At 49.2% G+C, this 17,417-nt stretch carries 13 protein-coding genes; 3 read left to right on the top strand and 10 right to left on the bottom strand.

The genetic code is table 11. The annotated features are described in order from the left end of the window. Positions 1-6 precede the first annotated feature (6 nt). From ABIE50_RS16725 to ABIE50_RS16715, 3 genes are read left to right on the top strand one after another with little or no spacing between them, the layout of a single operon-like run. Positions 7-1,467: a RagB/SusD family nutrient uptake outer membrane protein gene (locus tag ABIE50_RS16725; protein WP_209857454.1), complete on the top strand. Its 1,461-nt coding sequence runs from the start codon at positions 7-9 to the stop codon at positions 1,465-1,467. An 18-nt stretch (positions 1,468-1,485) separates the two neighbouring features. Beyond that, positions 1,486-2,175 (top strand): hypothetical protein, encoded by a 690-nt coding sequence (locus tag ABIE50_RS16720; RefSeq protein WP_209857453.1) that lies wholly within the window; start codon positions 1,486-1,488, stop codon positions 2,173-2,175. Positions 2,176-2,198: 23 nt separating this feature from the next. Beyond that, positions 2,199-3,173: a DUF5007 domain-containing protein gene (locus ABIE50_RS16715; protein WP_209857452.1), complete on the top strand. Its 975-nt coding sequence runs from the start codon at positions 2,199-2,201 to the stop codon at positions 3,171-3,173. 50 nt (positions 3,174-3,223) lie between these two features. Here the strand turns inward: ABIE50_RS16715 and ABIE50_RS16710 are convergent, their stop codons facing one another. From ABIE50_RS16710 to ABIE50_RS16665, 10 genes are all read right to left on the bottom strand, one after another. Beyond that, a complete protein-coding gene (locus tag ABIE50_RS16710) occupies positions 3,224-3,721 on the bottom strand; it encodes a 2'-5' RNA ligase family protein (protein ID WP_209857451.1) in 498 nt (165 codons plus the stop codon). A gap of 106 nt (positions 3,722-3,827) precedes the next feature. After that, positions 3,828-6,257 carry a TonB-dependent siderophore receptor gene (locus ABIE50_RS16705; RefSeq protein ID WP_209857450.1) on the bottom strand — a complete coding sequence of 810 codons (2,430 nt, stop codon included), beginning with the start codon at positions 6,255-6,257 and terminating at the stop codon, positions 3,828-3,830. A 233-nt stretch (positions 6,258-6,490) separates the two neighbouring features. After that, positions 6,491-7,861, bottom strand: coding sequence for an AMP-binding protein (locus tag ABIE50_RS16700; protein WP_209857448.1), 1,371 nt, complete (start codon positions 7,859-7,861; stop codon positions 6,491-6,493). Between the two features lie 22 nt (positions 7,862-7,883). Then, complete coding sequence (locus ABIE50_RS16695) at positions 7,884-8,126, bottom strand: acyl carrier protein (RefSeq protein ID WP_142686714.1); 243 nt, start codon at positions 8,124-8,126, stop codon at positions 7,884-7,886. A gap of 34 nt (positions 8,127-8,160) precedes the next feature. Then, a complete protein-coding gene (locus tag ABIE50_RS16690) occupies positions 8,161-9,567 on the bottom strand; it encodes an MATE family efflux transporter (RefSeq protein WP_209857447.1) in 1,407 nt (468 codons plus the stop codon). Positions 9,568-9,596: 29 nt separating this feature from the next. Continuing rightward, entirely contained in the window at positions 9,597-11,417 is a 1,821-nt protein-coding gene (locus tag ABIE50_RS16685; protein WP_209857445.1) for an IucA/IucC family protein, read from the bottom strand. Between the two features lie 31 nt (positions 11,418-11,448). Beyond that, a complete protein-coding gene (locus ABIE50_RS16680; protein ID WP_209857443.1) occupies positions 11,449-12,783 on the bottom strand; it encodes a lysine N(6)-hydroxylase/L-ornithine N(5)-oxygenase family protein in 1,335 nt (444 codons plus the stop codon). A gap of 1 nt (position 12,784) precedes the next feature. Then, entirely contained in the window at positions 12,785-15,241 is a 2,457-nt protein-coding gene (locus ABIE50_RS16675; RefSeq protein ID WP_209857441.1) for a GNAT family N-acetyltransferase, read from the bottom strand. After that, positions 15,219-16,733 carry a pyridoxal phosphate-dependent decarboxylase family protein gene (locus tag ABIE50_RS16670; RefSeq protein WP_209857439.1) on the bottom strand — a complete coding sequence of 505 codons (1,515 nt, stop codon included), beginning with the start codon at positions 16,731-16,733 and terminating at the stop codon, positions 15,219-15,221. Before ABIE50_RS16670 ends, ABIE50_RS16675 begins: the two co-directional genes overlap by 23 nt. 36 nt (positions 16,734-16,769) lie before the next feature. Beyond that, positions 16,770-17,405 carry a nitroreductase family protein gene (locus ABIE50_RS16665; protein WP_209857437.1) on the bottom strand — a complete coding sequence of 212 codons (636 nt, stop codon included), beginning with the start codon at positions 17,403-17,405 and terminating at the stop codon, positions 16,770-16,772. Positions 17,406-17,417 lie beyond the last annotated feature (12 nt).

The following is a 17,417-nucleotide window of genomic DNA, read 5'->3' as shown; positions in this document are numbered from 1 at the left end:
AAAATCATGAAGAAACAACGCTTATATATCGCTTATGCAGCTGCTGTGATTTCCGCAGCTGCCCTGGTGTCGTCCTGCTCCAAAATACTGGACCTGGAACCGCATAACTCTACTTTTACCAACGCCTATTTTTCTACTGAAACGGATGCCAAAACTTCGCTGGCCGGGGCCTATGCCATCCTGCGCAATATCCTGATCCGCGATAACTCCTGGCATAAATACGGCGATATTGTTTCCGGGGAACTGAGCATCGACGGTGGCCGCGACAATGGCAACTTCAATATTTCCAACGGGGAATTTGTGGGCCTGAACGTGGGCAGCGGCAACTGGAACTGGCAACAGTATTACCAGCTGTTGCAACAGGTGAACCTGATCATCAATAAGGTACCGGGTATCGACGACAGCAAATTCACCAACATCAATAACAAACGGCATGTGATCGGGGAAGCCTATTTCCTCCGCGCATTCACTTACTTCTATATGAGCAGGATCTGGGGAGATGTGCCTTTGAAACTGGAGCCGGACCTGGATGTATCATCTGCAAAAAATATCCCGAGAAGCCCGGCCGACAGCGTATGGAAACAATGCCTGGCCGACCTGGAGATTGCCAAACAAAACCTTGATTTTGGTTATGAAGATGAATCCGAACGTGCTGTAAGGGCCAACAAAGGCGCCGCATTCGCGCTGCAGGCACATATCCTGGCATGGAAGGGCGATTACGCCGGCTGTGAAGCCGCTGCCAATGAAGTGATCACCAAAGGCGGTTACGCACTTCTTGATTCCACCAACTACATGAAAGTGTTCATCGGTAAAACACAGGAAGGCATCTTTGAGATCAATATCAACGACGGCCAGTCGGAAGGCCTTTCCCTCGCCACCAATGGCGGCGCAGGCGTAACACTGATGATGCCCTTCATTGATGGAAAAAGCTATATAGAATGGCCGGTAAACGAGAACTACCTCTCTATTTATGACAACCGCGACAAAGATATCCGCTTTAAGGATTTCTTCTACGGATTAGGCGGTAACCAGGGACAGATCATCAAGTATTCCAACATTGCCTACGCCGACGGATCTACGAAAAGAGATCCCCGCATGACCAATAACCTCAATATTTTCAGGTTAGCGGATATATTGCTGCTGAGAGCTGAAGCATTGAACAAACTTAAAAAAGACGGCGACGCATTACCGCTGCTTAACCAGGTGCGCCAACGGGCGGGGCTTGACAACTACACAGGCGCGGGCGACGAACTGGCCACTACCATCCTGGAAGAACGCCTGCGGGAGCTCTTCTACGAAGGCCATGCCTATTATGACCTGGTGCGTAATAAAAAACTGACCGATTACAACGAACATTTCCCTGGCGATCAGTTCCAGAATGGCGGCTGGTTATGGCCCATTGATCCAACCATGTTCAAAGACGATTTCACCCTTACGCAAACTCCTTACTGGAGAGGTAAACTTTAAACCAATAAAATCAGCTGTATGAAACATAAAATATATCTTTCTTTCATCGCTTTGGTAGCCGTGGTTTTATTCTCCTGTAAAAAGGATTATACGATCGGCGGCAGTGTGCATGACCCGCATGTGAACATGACGACTTACGATTACCTGAAAACCAACCCGCTTTTTGATACCGTACTGTTGCTGATCGATAAAACAGGTTTAAAGGAAGAAGTAAACGCCACCGGCACTTTCTTTGCCATCACCGACTACGATCTGTACAATTATATTGTGCTGCGCCAGGAGCTGGAACGTACACGGAGAGTGGATCCTAACTATGTCTTTACTTTTGATTCGCTGGATTTTGGTGTAATGAGAGATTCCCTGCGGGCATATCTTTTCAAAGATATCATCACATTAGACAAGGCTACCAAAACCGGGAAACTGTATAAGGCCAACGACGGGGAACTGCGACTGATACAGGGCATTCCAAGCACCGACTATACAGACGGCAGCGTATTTACCCAATACCCCGTATACCTGTACCTGACCAAACTGGTAGCCAAGCCCGGTCACCCGGTGCCAACCACCGATGCGGAACTGGCCAACACCATACCGGAACAATACCTGCAAACACGATGTCAGACAACCGGGATCCTCACCACCAACGGGGTGTTGCATGTGCTGAACAACAATCACACATTCACTTATTTCGGAGATACGTTTAACTGAGTTTTCACCTTTACGCAATGATCATGAAAAAAAATATAAAAATATTCGGCGCCGTGGTGATGGCTGTTACTGCAGCTATGTATGGTTGCTCCAAAGTGGAAAACGGTTTTCTCAGCAACCAGATACGCTACGTCGATAACCCCATCAAAATAAAACGTGGACAGATACAATCCACCAATCCCGTAAGCAACGACGGTTCCAGCGCACCGGTAGTATATAAGCTGCTCGACATCCGCGATGCAGAAAAGCATACGCATGCCGACTCTGTATTCACCAATTATGAGCGCTATGAATGGATCGGGAAATTTGACCCGGAAAAAGATACCACGGTAGAATTGCTGAATAAGAAAAGGCAGAAAGTAAACTCTCCCTGCTTTGAATTCAATGAGCATACCGGCGCCTTTACTTTTTACGGTACTTCCATCAAAGTGCCGCTGGGTACCTATGAATTTGATATCCAGGCTTCCAATCAAAACGGCACCAAGGTATATAAGAACATTGCCACCTTCACCCTGATAGATGAACCGCCCTATCACGTGGGCGATGGCGGCGCCGCCTGGTTCAAAGATGGCAGCGATGCCAACGGCGACCTCGGTGTGCCCACCGTTACCATCCGGAAAATTTCTGATGAAGGCACCAATATCATCCTGAAGATCGCCGACCAGAACGGCCGCTACTTTAACCCGGCCAAAGGCGAGATCATCAGGAGAGGCGACCGCAGCGATTTCCAGACCTATGCACAGTTTCACCCGCTGGAGAAAACAGATACCAGCATGGTGTGCAATTTTGAAACCACCCCATTCCCCTTACTGCAAAGCGCTTACGGATACCTGATCTACTATCGTATCCCCAGCCAGTTTGTAACAATAGACCCGGGGTACACGCCTACCAGCGATAAGGTATACAGCGTGAACCCAAGGTTCCAGTTCCAGATCTTCCAGGAAGGCACCTATGAAGTGGTGGTGAAAATAAAACATGTGAACAGGATTATCAGGTAACAACCAGCTGCATCAACGAAAAAGCCTTCCCTTCATGCGGAAGGCTTTTTTTATGTAAGGAAACCATAAGTCCTTTCCAGCTTCCACGGCCCTTTCAGGTATCGCCACAACTGTACTCCCGTGGCGATTACCGCGAAAGGAATAAACGCCGCTTTCAATGCTTCATGCGCTTGTTGCGCTTTAAAGGCCGTTACCTGGTTCATGATGGTAATATGCGGGCGCAAAGGCTGCCGGTCGCGCGGAATAAGCCACTGCTCCCATTGCTTTTGCAATGATGTATGTAATACCTGCAGCTCCTCCGACATCAGCGTGTAGGCGATACCGTTGGTATAACGCTGCACATCATTCACCTGCAGTACAAAAGAAGGCTGCGCCGGCATCGTATCCAAAGAAGCTATGATGCCTGGCTCATCTGCCGGCAGGCGGTAAAACAAACTCAGATGCGCAGCTACTTCATTTGCATGGGCAGGATAATACTGCCGCCGCAGGCGGTTGAAGAGCTCCGTGGCGGCCGGATCGAGTTGCAATGTAAGTATGTAAGAGGCCATGACTATGCGAAGATAAGCATATGACAGTTACCTGCCGGTGTAAACTAAAAAGGCCATCCCGTTTTACCGGAACAGCCTTTTAATGGGATAGTAGTGATAGTTAGTTTCAGAATTTCACAGTAATGTTCCCGGAAAAATTAAACGGCATCTGCGGACTGATAACGCCCTGCCCTACATAATACTCCGCATTGGTGATATTATCGAACTTCAGTCCTACCCTGAATTTGCGGGCATCGTAAAATGCCGTGGCATTCAGCAGAGTATACGAAGGGAACGTAAATGTACCGGTAGTAACTGTATTGGCGGTTACATGTTCGCTTACATAATTACCGCCGGCGCCTATACCAAAGCCGCGTAGTTTGCCCACCGGGATCGTGTAGCTGATCCACGCATTGGCAATATCCGCAGGGCCTGCGGAAGATGGCCGGGTACCATCTGCATCTTTACCGCTGGTATTCAGCTTACTGTTATTATGGCTGTAGCCGGCCATGATATTAAGTCCCCTGACAGGAGCTGCCATCAGTTCCAGTTCTATGCCTTTACTTTTCTGTGTACCATCCTGCACGGTAATCGTATAATCGCTTCCGTTATACTTATAGTTCTCGCTGCGTGTAATATTCTTCACTTCAATATCATAATAGCTGGCAGTAAAAGTAAGCCGGTTATCCAGCAGGTCCAGTTTCACACCACCTTCAGCCTGGTTGGCCTGCTGCGGTTTAAAGTTGCCGTTTACATCAGGCACCGGCTGTGTTACCGGCGCCACATTGCTGAAGCCATTCATATAGTTACCGAATACAGATACCTTTCCGGGGATCACCTGGTACACCAGGCCAAACTTCGGGGAAAGGGCGGTTTGATAAAACCGGCTGTCGGTCACAATTTTACCGGTTACATAGTTGAGCGTTCCATTACTGGCAAAGTAATCCAGCCGCAGGCTCAGCATGGCCAGCAGGTTATCGGTAATATTGATAACATCGGAAGCATACACACCGTAAACATTGTTGGAGCTATAGGTTTTGGTAGGTGCAGCACCGGCTGCTACTATTTTACCGGTGGCTGTTGCCAGCGACAGCATCGAATATTTTTTGTAATCAGGATTGGAACCACTGATGGTATCATATTTAACTATCGCGGAATTATTAGTGTTAGCCGTCTGGTTCAGGTAATCCAATCCTACGATCAGCCTGTTACGGATACCGCCTATACGAAAATCGCCGGTAAAGTTCTGTTGGATGCTGGTGGTAGTTGCATCCGCATTCTGTAATTGTACATTACGCTCCAGTAAGTCGTCGCTTGTATTACCGCGTATGAACTCATATTGGTACATGCCGTCTGTTTTACGTGTATTCCTGGAGAAGCTGGTACCGGACACCCACCCTTTGCCGAGCTGGTGATCGATGCGCCCGTGAACATTAACAGACGGGGCTTTCAGCGTAATATCGTCGCTGGTATAGGAGCGGCTCCAGTCGAAGTTCAGTTCCTTTGGTGTGGCAGCGAAAAATTTGCGGGTACGGCTAAGGAAGATAATGGAAGGGTTGGTTCCTTCATAGCTGAAGAACTCTGCACCAAGCGTGATAATGGTACGATCGCTCATTTTATAATTAATGACGGGCGCCAGGAAAAACGATTTCCTGGATCCTGCATCCTGGAAACTGTTGCGGGTATGATAAGCTGCATTCACCCGGGCAGTAAGCGTTTTGCTTTTATTCAGCGGACCATAGATATCAGCCGTAATACGGCTCAGGTTATAACTGCCACCAGTATATGACACCTCCCCGCCTAAAGTATCCAGCGGCTTCTTGGTGGTTACATTGATAAGACCGCCAAAAGAGGTTACAGCGCCACCGAATAAAGTGCCGGATGGCCCCTTGATAATTTCAACCGACTGCACATTGGCGGGGTCAATTTCACCGTTTGTTTGCCCCGGTAAACCATCTACCATAGATATCCTCGTAGGAAAGCCACGAAGATTGTAATAAACGGCGCCATCACCGCTGCGACCAATACTCCCCTGCATCTTCACAATACCCGGGGCATTTTTCAGCCCGTCGCTCAGATCGGTGATCACCTGTTCTGTAAGCAGCTTATCAGACAAAGTGGTATACACCTGCGGGTTTTCCAGGTATTTCAGCGGCAGCTTTGCCACCGTTTCGCTTTCCTTATTCAGCTCTTTGCCCAGCTTACGGGAGCTGATCTCTACTTCCTGTAATCCCACCGAGCTTTCGCTCAGGGTAAAATCGGCCTTGTTATCCGCTCCGGTTGCTACAGTAATGTTTTTTTTCATAGCCGGTAAACCGGGCATGGCGATCCTTATTGTATAAGCGCCTGCTTTTACATGATCAAACCTGTAGCCACCATCACTCCCGGTCACCGTTTGCTGCCTTGTTTCAAGGATCGCCACCATTACATCTTTCACGGGTTGCCCGTCTGAAGTTACCACTTTTCCATACAGGGAGGGGGTTGTTTGTGCATATACTCCAGCCGTGAACAACTGCATCGCGCACATTAATATCATTGTAAAAAGGGCTCTGCTCATTAATCGGGAATCAATTTTCATATTAATAGTTCAGGTTGAAAATGAGATAAGAAGAAGGAGCCCCGCGGGATTCCTGCCAGCTTACCGGAAACGCGGCAAAATTACCGGCTTCCCAACAACCAGGTATGACGAAGCCGGAAAAAAATTTACGAAAAAGGAAAAAAGAGTCAGCCCGGGCTTCCCCGGGAAGAAAAGGCGTCCCGGGACAATGCCCGGGTTTGCGCCTATGGTTGTTATACAAGGTCTGTTACAGCAGCATAATCTACTTTGCCATTGGGGGTCAGCGGCAGTGCATGTACATACTTAACCCGAAGCGAGCCGGGATGTAGTCCCATTTTTTCTTTGAGTACCTGTTTAATAGCATCTTCCGGCAGTTCATCGTTCAGGTGCAGTATAGCCAGGTATTTATCTTCCAGCCCAAAGCAAACAAAGGTTTGCCCGCCAAGTGCATTTTTAAGGATCAGTTCCACTTCATCCAGGTTCATCCGGGTACCATAAAGCTTCATAATACGTTTAATCCTTCCCGTTATGAAGTAGTATCCCTCCTCATCCTTCCTGGCTACGTCGCCGGTATATAATTTATTGGTATGCTGATATTCGTTCAGGTCCTGGTAGTTGGTGGCATAGCCGCCAAATACATTCTTCCCGTAATAGATCAGTTCACCGGTGGCGTCGTCTATTTCAAACCTGCCTCCTTTCACAGGAAAGCCAATAGAGCTTTCTTTTTTCAGGATGTCGGCCGGGTCGAGGTAAGCCATACGGCCGGAGGCTTCTGTTTGCCCGTACTGCATATAGAACTGCTTATTCCAGGTGGCGCAGTATCCGGCAATAGTTTTCGTGAGCGTATGATTTAATATGCCGCCGGTTTGGGTCATATAGCGCAGCGAAGAACAATTTTTCCGGAAAAAACCGATGCGCTGCAGCATTTCATACACGTAAGGTACACCGCCAATGGTAGCGCATTGGTATTTATGGAAGTCGTCCCAGAACTCCTTCCTTAATACATCGTGGCTGGTGCAGAGGATATTACCGCCGGCTATGCAATTGGTAGTGAAAATAGAAAAGCCATACACAAAGACGATGGGCACATTCAGCGGAACGGTATCGTGTGGCTGGATAGGCATATAATCCAGAATGGACCGGGCGTTATGCACCAGGTTATCGTCCGAGAGCTTTACAAACTTTGGCGAACCTGTAGAGCCGGAGGTGCTGAGCAGTAATTTAATATCTGCATGAACGGGGTAAAGCGTACGCTGCCTGCTGCGGAACAGCCGGATATTTTCACCGGCCCGGAACAACTCAAATCCGCTTATATCTGTTCTAACCGGGTCATAAATATAATAAGGCCGGTAACGGTTTTCCAGGTCCTCTTTAAAGGAGCTGTTCAGCTGTGCGCTTAAAAGGGTTACCGCAAAGCGGCTGTCGAGGAAATTGAGCAGCACTTCCACCGAACCCACGAGGTTATCGCAGTAAATAAATACAATGCCCCGGTGGTTATCTATTTCCAGCGACCGGTGAAAACTGCTGGCTAGATAGCGTTTCCCGCTCAGGGCATCGATAAAACCAAGTTTATCATTGCTCCGTATCAGGTCATAGAGTTTCATTCTTTTTTAATTAAGTTTTCTATCAAACTACTTCTACGTTATATTTCTTCAGTAATGTTTTGATCTTACCAATACTTCCCATCTCCAGTACGTCGTCCATGTCGATAGCAATACCAAAGGTCGTTTCCAGCCCGGCCACCAGTACCAGGTGCGTCATGGAGTCCCATTCAGGAATGCTTTGATACTCCAGTTCATCAGTTACCATATCTGCAGGCACTGATAATGCTTTTGATACTGCTTCATTGAATTGTTGTGAAATACTCATTTGTTCTTTTTTTGTTTGTTAAATAATTCTTTCCTTATAGTTTCCTGTATTTCCATCTTCCTTTCCGGAAAACAATGATACAGGCAGATGCCAGCACAATTTCCGATACAAGGATGGCCAGGAATATTCCGTCGGGCCCCATAGCCATCCTGATGCCAAGCAAGTAAGACAAAGGGATCTGGGTGAGGTAAAACATCAGTATATACAGCAGTGACACCACCGTTACTTCACCAGCTGCATTCAGCGCCCGGGAAATCACCATGGTATACCCTAAAAGCACATACGCAACAGAGATGTAATGCAGGTAAGTAACAGCATTACCGGATACGGCGGGCACACTGGTGAACAGGCCCACCACCGGTACGGCATAAAACTGCCACACCACTGCTATGATCCCTAAAAAGCAGGTATTGATCAGCCCCGCTTTCCATACAGAAGCTTCTGCACGCGCTACCTGGTTGGCGCCTATATTCTGCCCTGTAAGGATCCCTGCCGCATTCCCTATTCCCCACGCCGGCATGGTTACCACCGATCCTATCCGCTGTGCAATCACATAACCGGCCAGTGCATCGCTGCCGAAATGAGAAATAATACGGATCATCAGCAACCAGCTGGAAGAAGGGATCATATACTGGAGGGTACCTGCAAATGCCAGCTTAACAACTTTCCGGATAATTTCCGGCGACGGTACCAGTTGCGCTTTGCCGATAACAAGTACAGACCGGCGCTGTGCCAGGAAAACAACCTGGTACAATACGCCCACCACCCGTGCTATAACGGCAGCCAGGGCCACTCCCGCCAGGCCCAGCGCAGGCACCGGCCCCCAACCGAAAATAAGCAGCGGACATAACAGGATATTGATCGTGTTCGATAACCACAACGTACGCATAGCGGTGGCGGCATCTCCCGCCCCCCGGAAAACACCGTTCATGGTAATCCGCATGATCAGGAAAAAAACACTGCCGAACATCAGCCGGGAAAATACATCCGCCTCCTGCAGCATGGCCGTAGGGATGCCTGCCAGGGAAAGCACTTCCCGGTTAAACACAAACAATACCGTGCTTAACAGAAACGACATCACCAATCCAACATAAATGATCTGCATAGCCGTAAGCCCCGCTGTTTCAAATTGCTTTTCCCCTACCCGCCGGGAAACCATGGCAGAAGCGGCAATACTCAAACCAATGGATACCGAATAAACAAAAGACACTACTGTTTCCGCAGTGCCCACAATGGCTACAGCGCCTGCCCCCATCCTGCTCACAAAAAACAGGTTGGTGCATACAAACAGCGATTCCATCAGCAGTTCCATTACCATTGGCACCGAAAGCAATACGATGGCCCGGTTGATGCCTCCCGTAGTAAATGTTTTTTCCTTGCCCAGGAAAGCGGTCCTGAGCAGGTGTAAAAAAGAGCGCGTTTGCGCCAGGATCGTTTTCATGTATTGATTAATCGCTGTATAATGTTCAACTATGCTGTTTTTAATGCCTCCACAGCCACTTCCACCAACGGGTTCACCAATACGCCGCCTTTCGGGGGAATGGCAAAATCAGTACGGTCTTCATAACCATGATACAGCAAACGCAGGCTGTTGATATAAAACCGCTTGAATGTTTCCACGTACAGATCATACTTTACAAACCGCTCCTGCAGTTCCGGGTGTTCCTGCTGGTAGGCGGCAATAGTATCCGCTACTTCCTTCCAGAACAGGCGTTCGTTGAAGCCATCGCAAGTATGTAGTACGTCCGACAGGTAACGGAAGAAGGCGTCAAATACGCCCAGCAGGATGAACAGGGGCACATTCTCCTTGTTGGAAGATTGTATCAGCCCGTCTGCCAGGTCTGCCGGCAATTTCTCCCTGGCTTCTGCAGTGAGCACTATATCATCCACAAAATCCTTGATGATAATGCGGGCAGGTATGTGGTCCTTCATCACCAGGATGATATTTTCACCATGCGGCGTTACGCAAAGCGAATGCGCATAATAAATATGCAGCAATGGCTTGAGATAGGCGGTGAGATAAGCCTTCAGCCAGGCAGCTGTGGTAAGCCCCGAGCGGGCTATCAATGCACCGGCAAGGCTCTTCCCTTCATCATCTACATATAAAAGGGAAGCCATGGTTACAATGGTTTCTCCGGGGCGTACAAATTGCTCTGCACTTTCCCGCCACAATACGCCCAGCATTTCATTAAACTGGTAAGGAGCATTGGCAATGGCGGTGTAATGCGGATGCAGGTAAGTAACAGTAGCCACTTCCCCCAGCAGGATGAGGCCCATGTTATGCAGCACAGTGTCCTTTTCCAGCATACCTTTTACCCAGGCCGTAATGTGCGGGGCAATGGCCATCTGGCGCGGCGACAACCCCCGGATATTCCCGGTACTCAATATGGAGATCGCCATTTTTACATAATGCTTATGTGGATGCGTAACATTATAGAAAGTGCGGATACTTTGCTGTGGCGTATATACATCATTGCCTGTGCCCAGCGGCACCAGGAAATTATTGGCAATTTCACCGGAAAACTGCAGCAACACTTTATTATTCCATTGCCATTCATGCACGGGAATAAACGTATAGTCGGCGGCGTTAAGCCCTTTACCGGTTAGTATGCTTTTAAATGCATCCAGTTTTTCTTTACCCAGTTCCTGCTCCAGGAAAGCGGTTTCGCTGATCTCTTCCAGCGACCTGAAAGTTGCGCGGCTGCGGTGAACGGCGATCCAGGACAGGAGCACTTCCCGGTTATGTTCCGGTGCATACCGGCGATAGTCGTGCGCATCAAAGCCAATACGGCCTTTGTTCACAATCACCCAGGGATGACCATCCATCTGGTGTTCCACTTCCTGGTAGCCTGCCGCAGCCAGTGCCGCTGCAGAGGGTCGCCCCCGGAAGCGCATCGTGGCGTCGGCAAACAAAGTATTGTTCAGTTCTTCGATATAACGGGCAAGGGTAGACGGCTTTATGCCGAGGGTTTGCTGCATGTCTGTAAAAAACAAAGGCACATCAGCCGCGGGCAAACACCTGTTATCCTGGCATCTCCGGATACTGTGGCTGTATACATGCCAGTAGTCCAGCATACGCGGACTGGCGGAAAAGGTATACCATACATTTTCACGGTCGGTATTAATACGGAACTGCGTTAGCCCGTTCTCACCGCGTTCCGTTTCCAGGGGGGTAAGCACCTGTTCATGCATAAGCTCTGCCAGGCTTTTGGCCAGTAGGTTTAAATTCACCTCTTGCCATACGGTGGTTTCCAGGTGTGAAATTCCTTCAAATATTCCGTGAGTAATCATTGTTGCAAGTAGCTATAATGTTAAATAATAATTATGCCGGCAGCGCTGCCAATTGCCCGGCCCTGGTAGCGGTATTCCTTCCCTGTACGCCAAAGTCCTGGAAGGCGATACGCTGTTCTGTCCTGTATATTTCGCGGCCCGCCATTTCATTGATGATGAAAGAATTCCGGTAGGCGCCCATGCCAAGATCAGTGGAGATAAGGCTATGCGAATGCGTTTCGGCATTCTGCACAAATATTTCGCGGCCTTCATGATCAATGGCGTAATTACGGCGTACCTCAAACTTACCATCGGCATCACGCGCAATACGGGCAGCTATACCCTGCAGAAAAGCCGGCTCCTGGTATTTGTAGCCTGTTCCCAGTACCACAAAAGCGGTAGAGGTGCTGAAGTGCTGCTGCTGCTGCACCTCGGTAAGATCCAGCGTATATGCGCCGCTGTTATCTTCGCGGATATTATCGAGCTGCACACCCGGCTGTATCCTTACTCCGGTATCCTCGCCGTCTACACTCAGCTCATAAAGCGCATCCCAGATATCGTTGATCAGGTCGTAGTTGATTCCTTTGAACTGCGACTTCTGTATATCCAACAGGTCTTTTCTCCGGGCAGCGGGCATATGGTAGAAGTAATCCACGAAATCAGGCGAAGTAAGCTCCAGGGTAAGTTTGGAATATTCCATTGGGAAAAACCGGTCGGGCCGGGTGAACCAGCTGATCGTAAAGCCGGGGCTCCTGCGTTGCAGCAGGTCGAAGAATACCTCCGCAGCGCTTTGTCCCGAGCCGATAACCGTTACTGATCCCCCTGCCAGTATTTCATCTCGACGGGGAATGTACGAAGCAGTATGGATCACCTTTTTAAATTTCCCGCCGGCCGCAAAGGCAGGCAATGCAGGTTGGGTGCCGGTACCCAACACTATCCTTTCCGCAAAAAAGGTAGCGGCCTGCCCGGTCCTGGTATGCTGCACGGTTACTTCGTATAACCCATCCCGGTAAGCAATACCTGTTACCCGCTGTGAAAAGCGGCAGGAAGGAAGTTTGGAGGCCACCCATTTACAATAGCGGTTATATTCTTTCCGCAGAACGAAAAAGTTTTCCCTGATAAAGAACTGGTATAACCTGCCGGTTTCCTTCAGAAAATTAAGGAAGCTGTAAGGGCTGGTAGGATCTGCCATTGATACACAATCGCACAGGAAAGGCGTTTGAAGCGTAACATGATCAAACATGAGCCCGGGATGCCAGTTAAATTCATCTGCCTGGTCAAAGAACAGGGCGGGCAGTTCCTTTACCGGTGCAATAAGCGCCGCCATGCCAAGGTTAAAGGGGCCTATACCAATACCTATTACAGCGTAAACCTTTTTTGTATTCATCTTAAAAAAATTTTATGGCGGCTTCCGCCTCCGGGGTGATCGTGATATCTTTATTCTGCGGGAATTTGGCCCAGTACCATTCCCGGTAGCAGAAGTTGAGATTGGCCTTTTTATGCGGCATTTCGATCACCTTCTGTATTTTGAAGCCAACGTGGGCTTTGTTCATCATGGAGGCCAGCGAATCTACAGCGCCCTCTCCTACCATCTTGCCTACTTCCGGCTGTGCAAATACATAATCTACCATGCATTGTGTGGAAGGCGAGGCAAACTTCTTTTTAGGGTCTGTAGGCGCAATAAACTGGTGCGTGCCATAGTCGGTAGGCAATACATCGTAATAATCGCCTACAAGGTCCCGGATGGCCCAATACACTTCAATATTGAAGGTGGGTTCTCCATTGGCCTCCCCGATATAGCTGTACATCATGTCGCCGGGTAACAGCGTACGGTAATAGGTTTCCAGTTGCCGGAGAGGCCAGTTCATTTGCCAGATCTTAATGGCATGCTCTCTGTTGAACCATTCATGCAACATTTCCAGGTCTCTGTCGAGATCCACAGGACGAAGGGTGATCACCACATCTTCCTTTGGAAAATAACGGCTATAGCATATTTGCTTTCCCGCCGGTTGTATAAGCTGCCTTGAAAAGAAATGGGTATGCAATACATTGGGATAATTCACCTGTAACACCGCAGCAGGACTTTCACCGCCATCGATATTACATAGAGAAGTGAGCAGGTTTGCCTTTTCTGTGAGATACCTCCGTTGCAGCACATATTCAATAAAACCGCTGGGATCCGCAGGCTGCAGTTCCTTCAGCCGGTTGTACAGGATATCCACCAGTTCACTTTCATCGGCGAGGCCATTGGCGGCAATGCTGTTGGCCAGCCCCACCAGGTTGCTGATAATGAGGTAATGCGATAACAATTCAAACAATCGCTCGTCGGGGATAAATCCTTTTCCCGTTTCCCCTATTCCCGGCACAATAGCCGATAGCTGTTCATGAAAACTTTTCCTGAAAAGAAAGCTCTGATTATCCCGGAACCATACCCTGGCAGGGAATCCCTTTGCATCCAGTTCCAGCAGGGTATTCTGCTGATGCAGCTCACAGGCGATGCCTCCGTTGTTGAACAGGCGGATAACAGGCTCCAGCAACAGCTCCAGGTATTGCGTATACCATACAGCCGCTGTTTCTGTTGCAGATTTACCGGTAGCCGCCGCAGCGCCTTCAATAACACGGGTTATCCTGGCCTTTTCACCTGGCAGCGCTTCCTGGCAGAAAGATGCCAGTAGTCCCACGTTCTTTTGAGCTGCTGCTTTTTTAAACGGGTTTTCCCGCATGGAAGTGCTGAAACCGTCGATGACACTTCCACCCACTACAACGGCAATAAAAGCGGGATCACAGATGATACCGGCAGTGGGAATGCTTTGCTGCAGTTGTTGTCCCTCCGGCGTAGCCAGCAGGCGGGCAACGTCGTATCCCCTGTGCAATTCGTGTAGATGGTTGATCCTTGCGGCGCTGGTAATTTTCACATGCAGGGAAAATTTAAACATCCAGTCGCTTTCTTCATTGTACACCGTTCTTACAGATGCAGTAGCACTGAACAGGGGGCCGTGCTTACCCAGGTTGTACAGTTGCCCGGAAGCGTGCAATTGTTTTACCCGCGGATCGTTCAGCAGGTATTTTGCTTCCCAGGGGTGCACGGCAGTGACTTTATAATCGGGATGGCTGTTCAGCAATATGCTTACAGGAATCTCTTCTTTCGTATATTCCTGCAGCTGATCCCTCAGTATATGCGATGGCAGCGGGCCGCCGGCATTTTTTTCCGTAACGAGTGCGGGGTGCAGGAGAAAATAATGCAGCTGGAAACGTCCTCCGGTTTCGGGAGAATAATGCAGCAGGTCATCTCCGGAAAATCCTTCCCTTCCTTTACTAAGCACATGGGTACTATGTCCTGCAGGCAGCAGCTGTTCCGCTTCCAGGAAGGTCATTACCGGTTTTCCCGGGTCTTTCCCGGTTTCCCGGAAATGTTCCAGGAAGATGCCCATATTATGGATGCTGCTACGCAGCCGGTGAATGATATTGACTGCAGCGGCAGTGGGATGTGAACGGCGGGCGTGTATGGCAGCCAGTTCCAGGAAGCGTTCCGGTCCTATTACGGTGATCTCATCTGTGACCATATTCCTTTCCGCCACGGGAAAATGATAACTGTGCTTTTTTGACACGGAGGCATACCGCAGTGGTGCATATACTTCTGCATTATGATCGGGGAAGCTGAACCTGAGATGCAACGTATAGCCGGTACTGTTAAACCAGTTTGCCAGTGCTTCGTCATATTTGGGAACACCTTCATACAAGGTGCTGTTGTTAAGCTCCGCGCAGCAGTTATTGAGCAGCACCGTGAAGTTCAGTTGTTCTGCCACGTGGTGGAGAGGTGCTTTAATTGAGTGTGTCTTTTCCATGTCGTTTAATGATTGTCAGGATATTGCAGATATCGTTCAGCGTTGTGAGTGGATTCAGTATCGTGAATTTGAGATAAAAGTGCCCGTTCACTTTTGTACTGGCTACAAGCACTTCCCCGCTGAAGAACATGGATCTCTTTATAGCCAGGTTGAAAGCATCCGGATCAGGGATGAGACGGTCCTTTGGCAGATACCTGAATACAAGTACGCCAAGGTCAGAATGGCTCAGGAGCTCAAAGTCCGGCTCTTCTGCCAGCAGGCGGGCTGCAGCGGCAGCGGTATCAATGATAGCGTCTGTATATTCCCCCAACTTTTTTTTGCCCATGAGGCGTAAGGTGAACCAGAGTTTCAATGCATCAAACCGGCGGGTACTCTGTGTAACGGATTTATTGATCTGTGCAGGCAGTTCTTCATAGTCCTGTTCCTCGGGGTTGAGATAGTCTGCATGATGTCGGATAATATCGAGTGATTGTTTATGTTTTACGATGAACGCGCTGCTGCTGATAGGCTGGAAAAATGATTTATGATAATCCACGGTCACCGAATCGGCCAGTTCCAGCCCGTTGAGCAGGTGCCGGTATTTTTCGGTGAGCAGCAGGCCGCAGCCATAAGCAGCATCCACATGCAGCCAGATACCATGCTTATTGGCCAGGCGGCCTATTTTCAGCAGCGGGTCGAGGTTGCCAAAATCGGTGGTACCAGCGGTAGCTACAATGGCAACAGGAATATTACCCAGCTCCTGTTCCCGGATAATAGCGGCTTCCAGCAGGCTGGCATCCATGCGGAAACGGTGGTCGGTAGGAATATTAACAAGCGCTTTTTCTCCCAGGCCAAGCAGTGCCGCATTTTTCTGGTTACTGAAATGCGATTTCTCAGAAACAAAGATGCGGAAACGGCTGGCTTCCGGTGGCAGCCCGGATAGTTTGATGTTGTGCTGCAGGTGTTTCAAGGCATAATGATCCCTTGCCAGCAGCAGTCCCATCATATTGCTCTGGGACCCCCCTGCCGTAAAGATGCCATCGCTGCCACTACCGTAGCCAATTTCGGCGGCGGTCCAGTCCACGATCTTCCTCTCCATAAAGGTGCCCCCCGCACTCTGGTCGTAAGTATCCTGGGAGGAGTTGATAGCGCTCACCAGCACCTCTGCCGCCAGTGCGGGGATCACCACGGGGCAGTTGAGATGCGCAATGTAATGTGGCAGGTGAAACGCCGTGGCATGTTTTACATAGAGCATATCCACTTCTTCCAGCAAGCTGTTATAATCAGGTAGCGGCGTATCAAAATCAATGGTACTGAATGCGGCCGCCAGCGTGTCTGGTTTAATACCACTGAAAGGTTTCCGGGTGTTGGTCAGAAAAGTATTCACCATTTTCACAGCCATGCGCATAGCAGCATTATATTCCTCCGCCGATCCTGCATAGAACAGGTCTTTGCAGGCATCGGGGGTGAGCACACCCCGCGTGGTAGGTATGTCTGTAACAGTAGTGTTCATAAAATAATTTTAGAATAAACTTATACTTGGTCATTATCAGGTGAACCAGGTAACCTTCTGTTCCACCGGTGTCCGTCTCTTTTTTGATGGCGGGGTATTTTCGTCAGGATACCCCACCATCATCAGTCCTAGCGACCGTTCATTGTCTGCCAGGCCAAGCCCGGTCACGTAATCAACAGATGCGCCGGATGTATTCCAGTAAGATCCCAGCCCGAATGCGGTGCAGGTGAGCGCCATATTATGTACTGCTGAAGATATGGCGGCTACCTCTTCCCATTCGGGAAGCGATATGGTTTTGCTTCGCACCAGAATGATAGCGATCATACAGGCGGCTTTCAACGGATAGTTACGGAGGAAGGTATACTTTGTTTCGAAAGCAGCTTCCGGCATTTTAGACTGGTAATAACTGCGGTAGTACGCCGCCATATAATTACCAAACTTCTCCAGCTGTGATCCCTGCAATACAATGAAGCGCCACGGTTCCGTCATTTTATGCGTGGGCGCCCACATGGCATTGGTCAGGATCTCCTGCAGGATGTGCACCGGCAACTCCTTTGGTACAAATTCGTCTGCGTATATGCTCCTCCTGTTCCGTATTATCCGGGAAATAATTTCCCCCTGCTGTTCCTCATCCGTGATGCGGGACAGCGTTACCTGGTCACTGTTGTTCATAAATGTTTTAAT

The organism is Chitinophaga sp. OAE865 (assembly GCF_040546735.1).
GTDB lineage: Bacteria > Bacteroidota > Bacteroidia > Chitinophagales > Chitinophagaceae > Chitinophaga > Chitinophaga polysaccharea_A.
The sequence above is the reverse complement of the archived record's forward strand: the minus strand, read 5'-3'. Positions and strand labels throughout refer to the sequence as shown.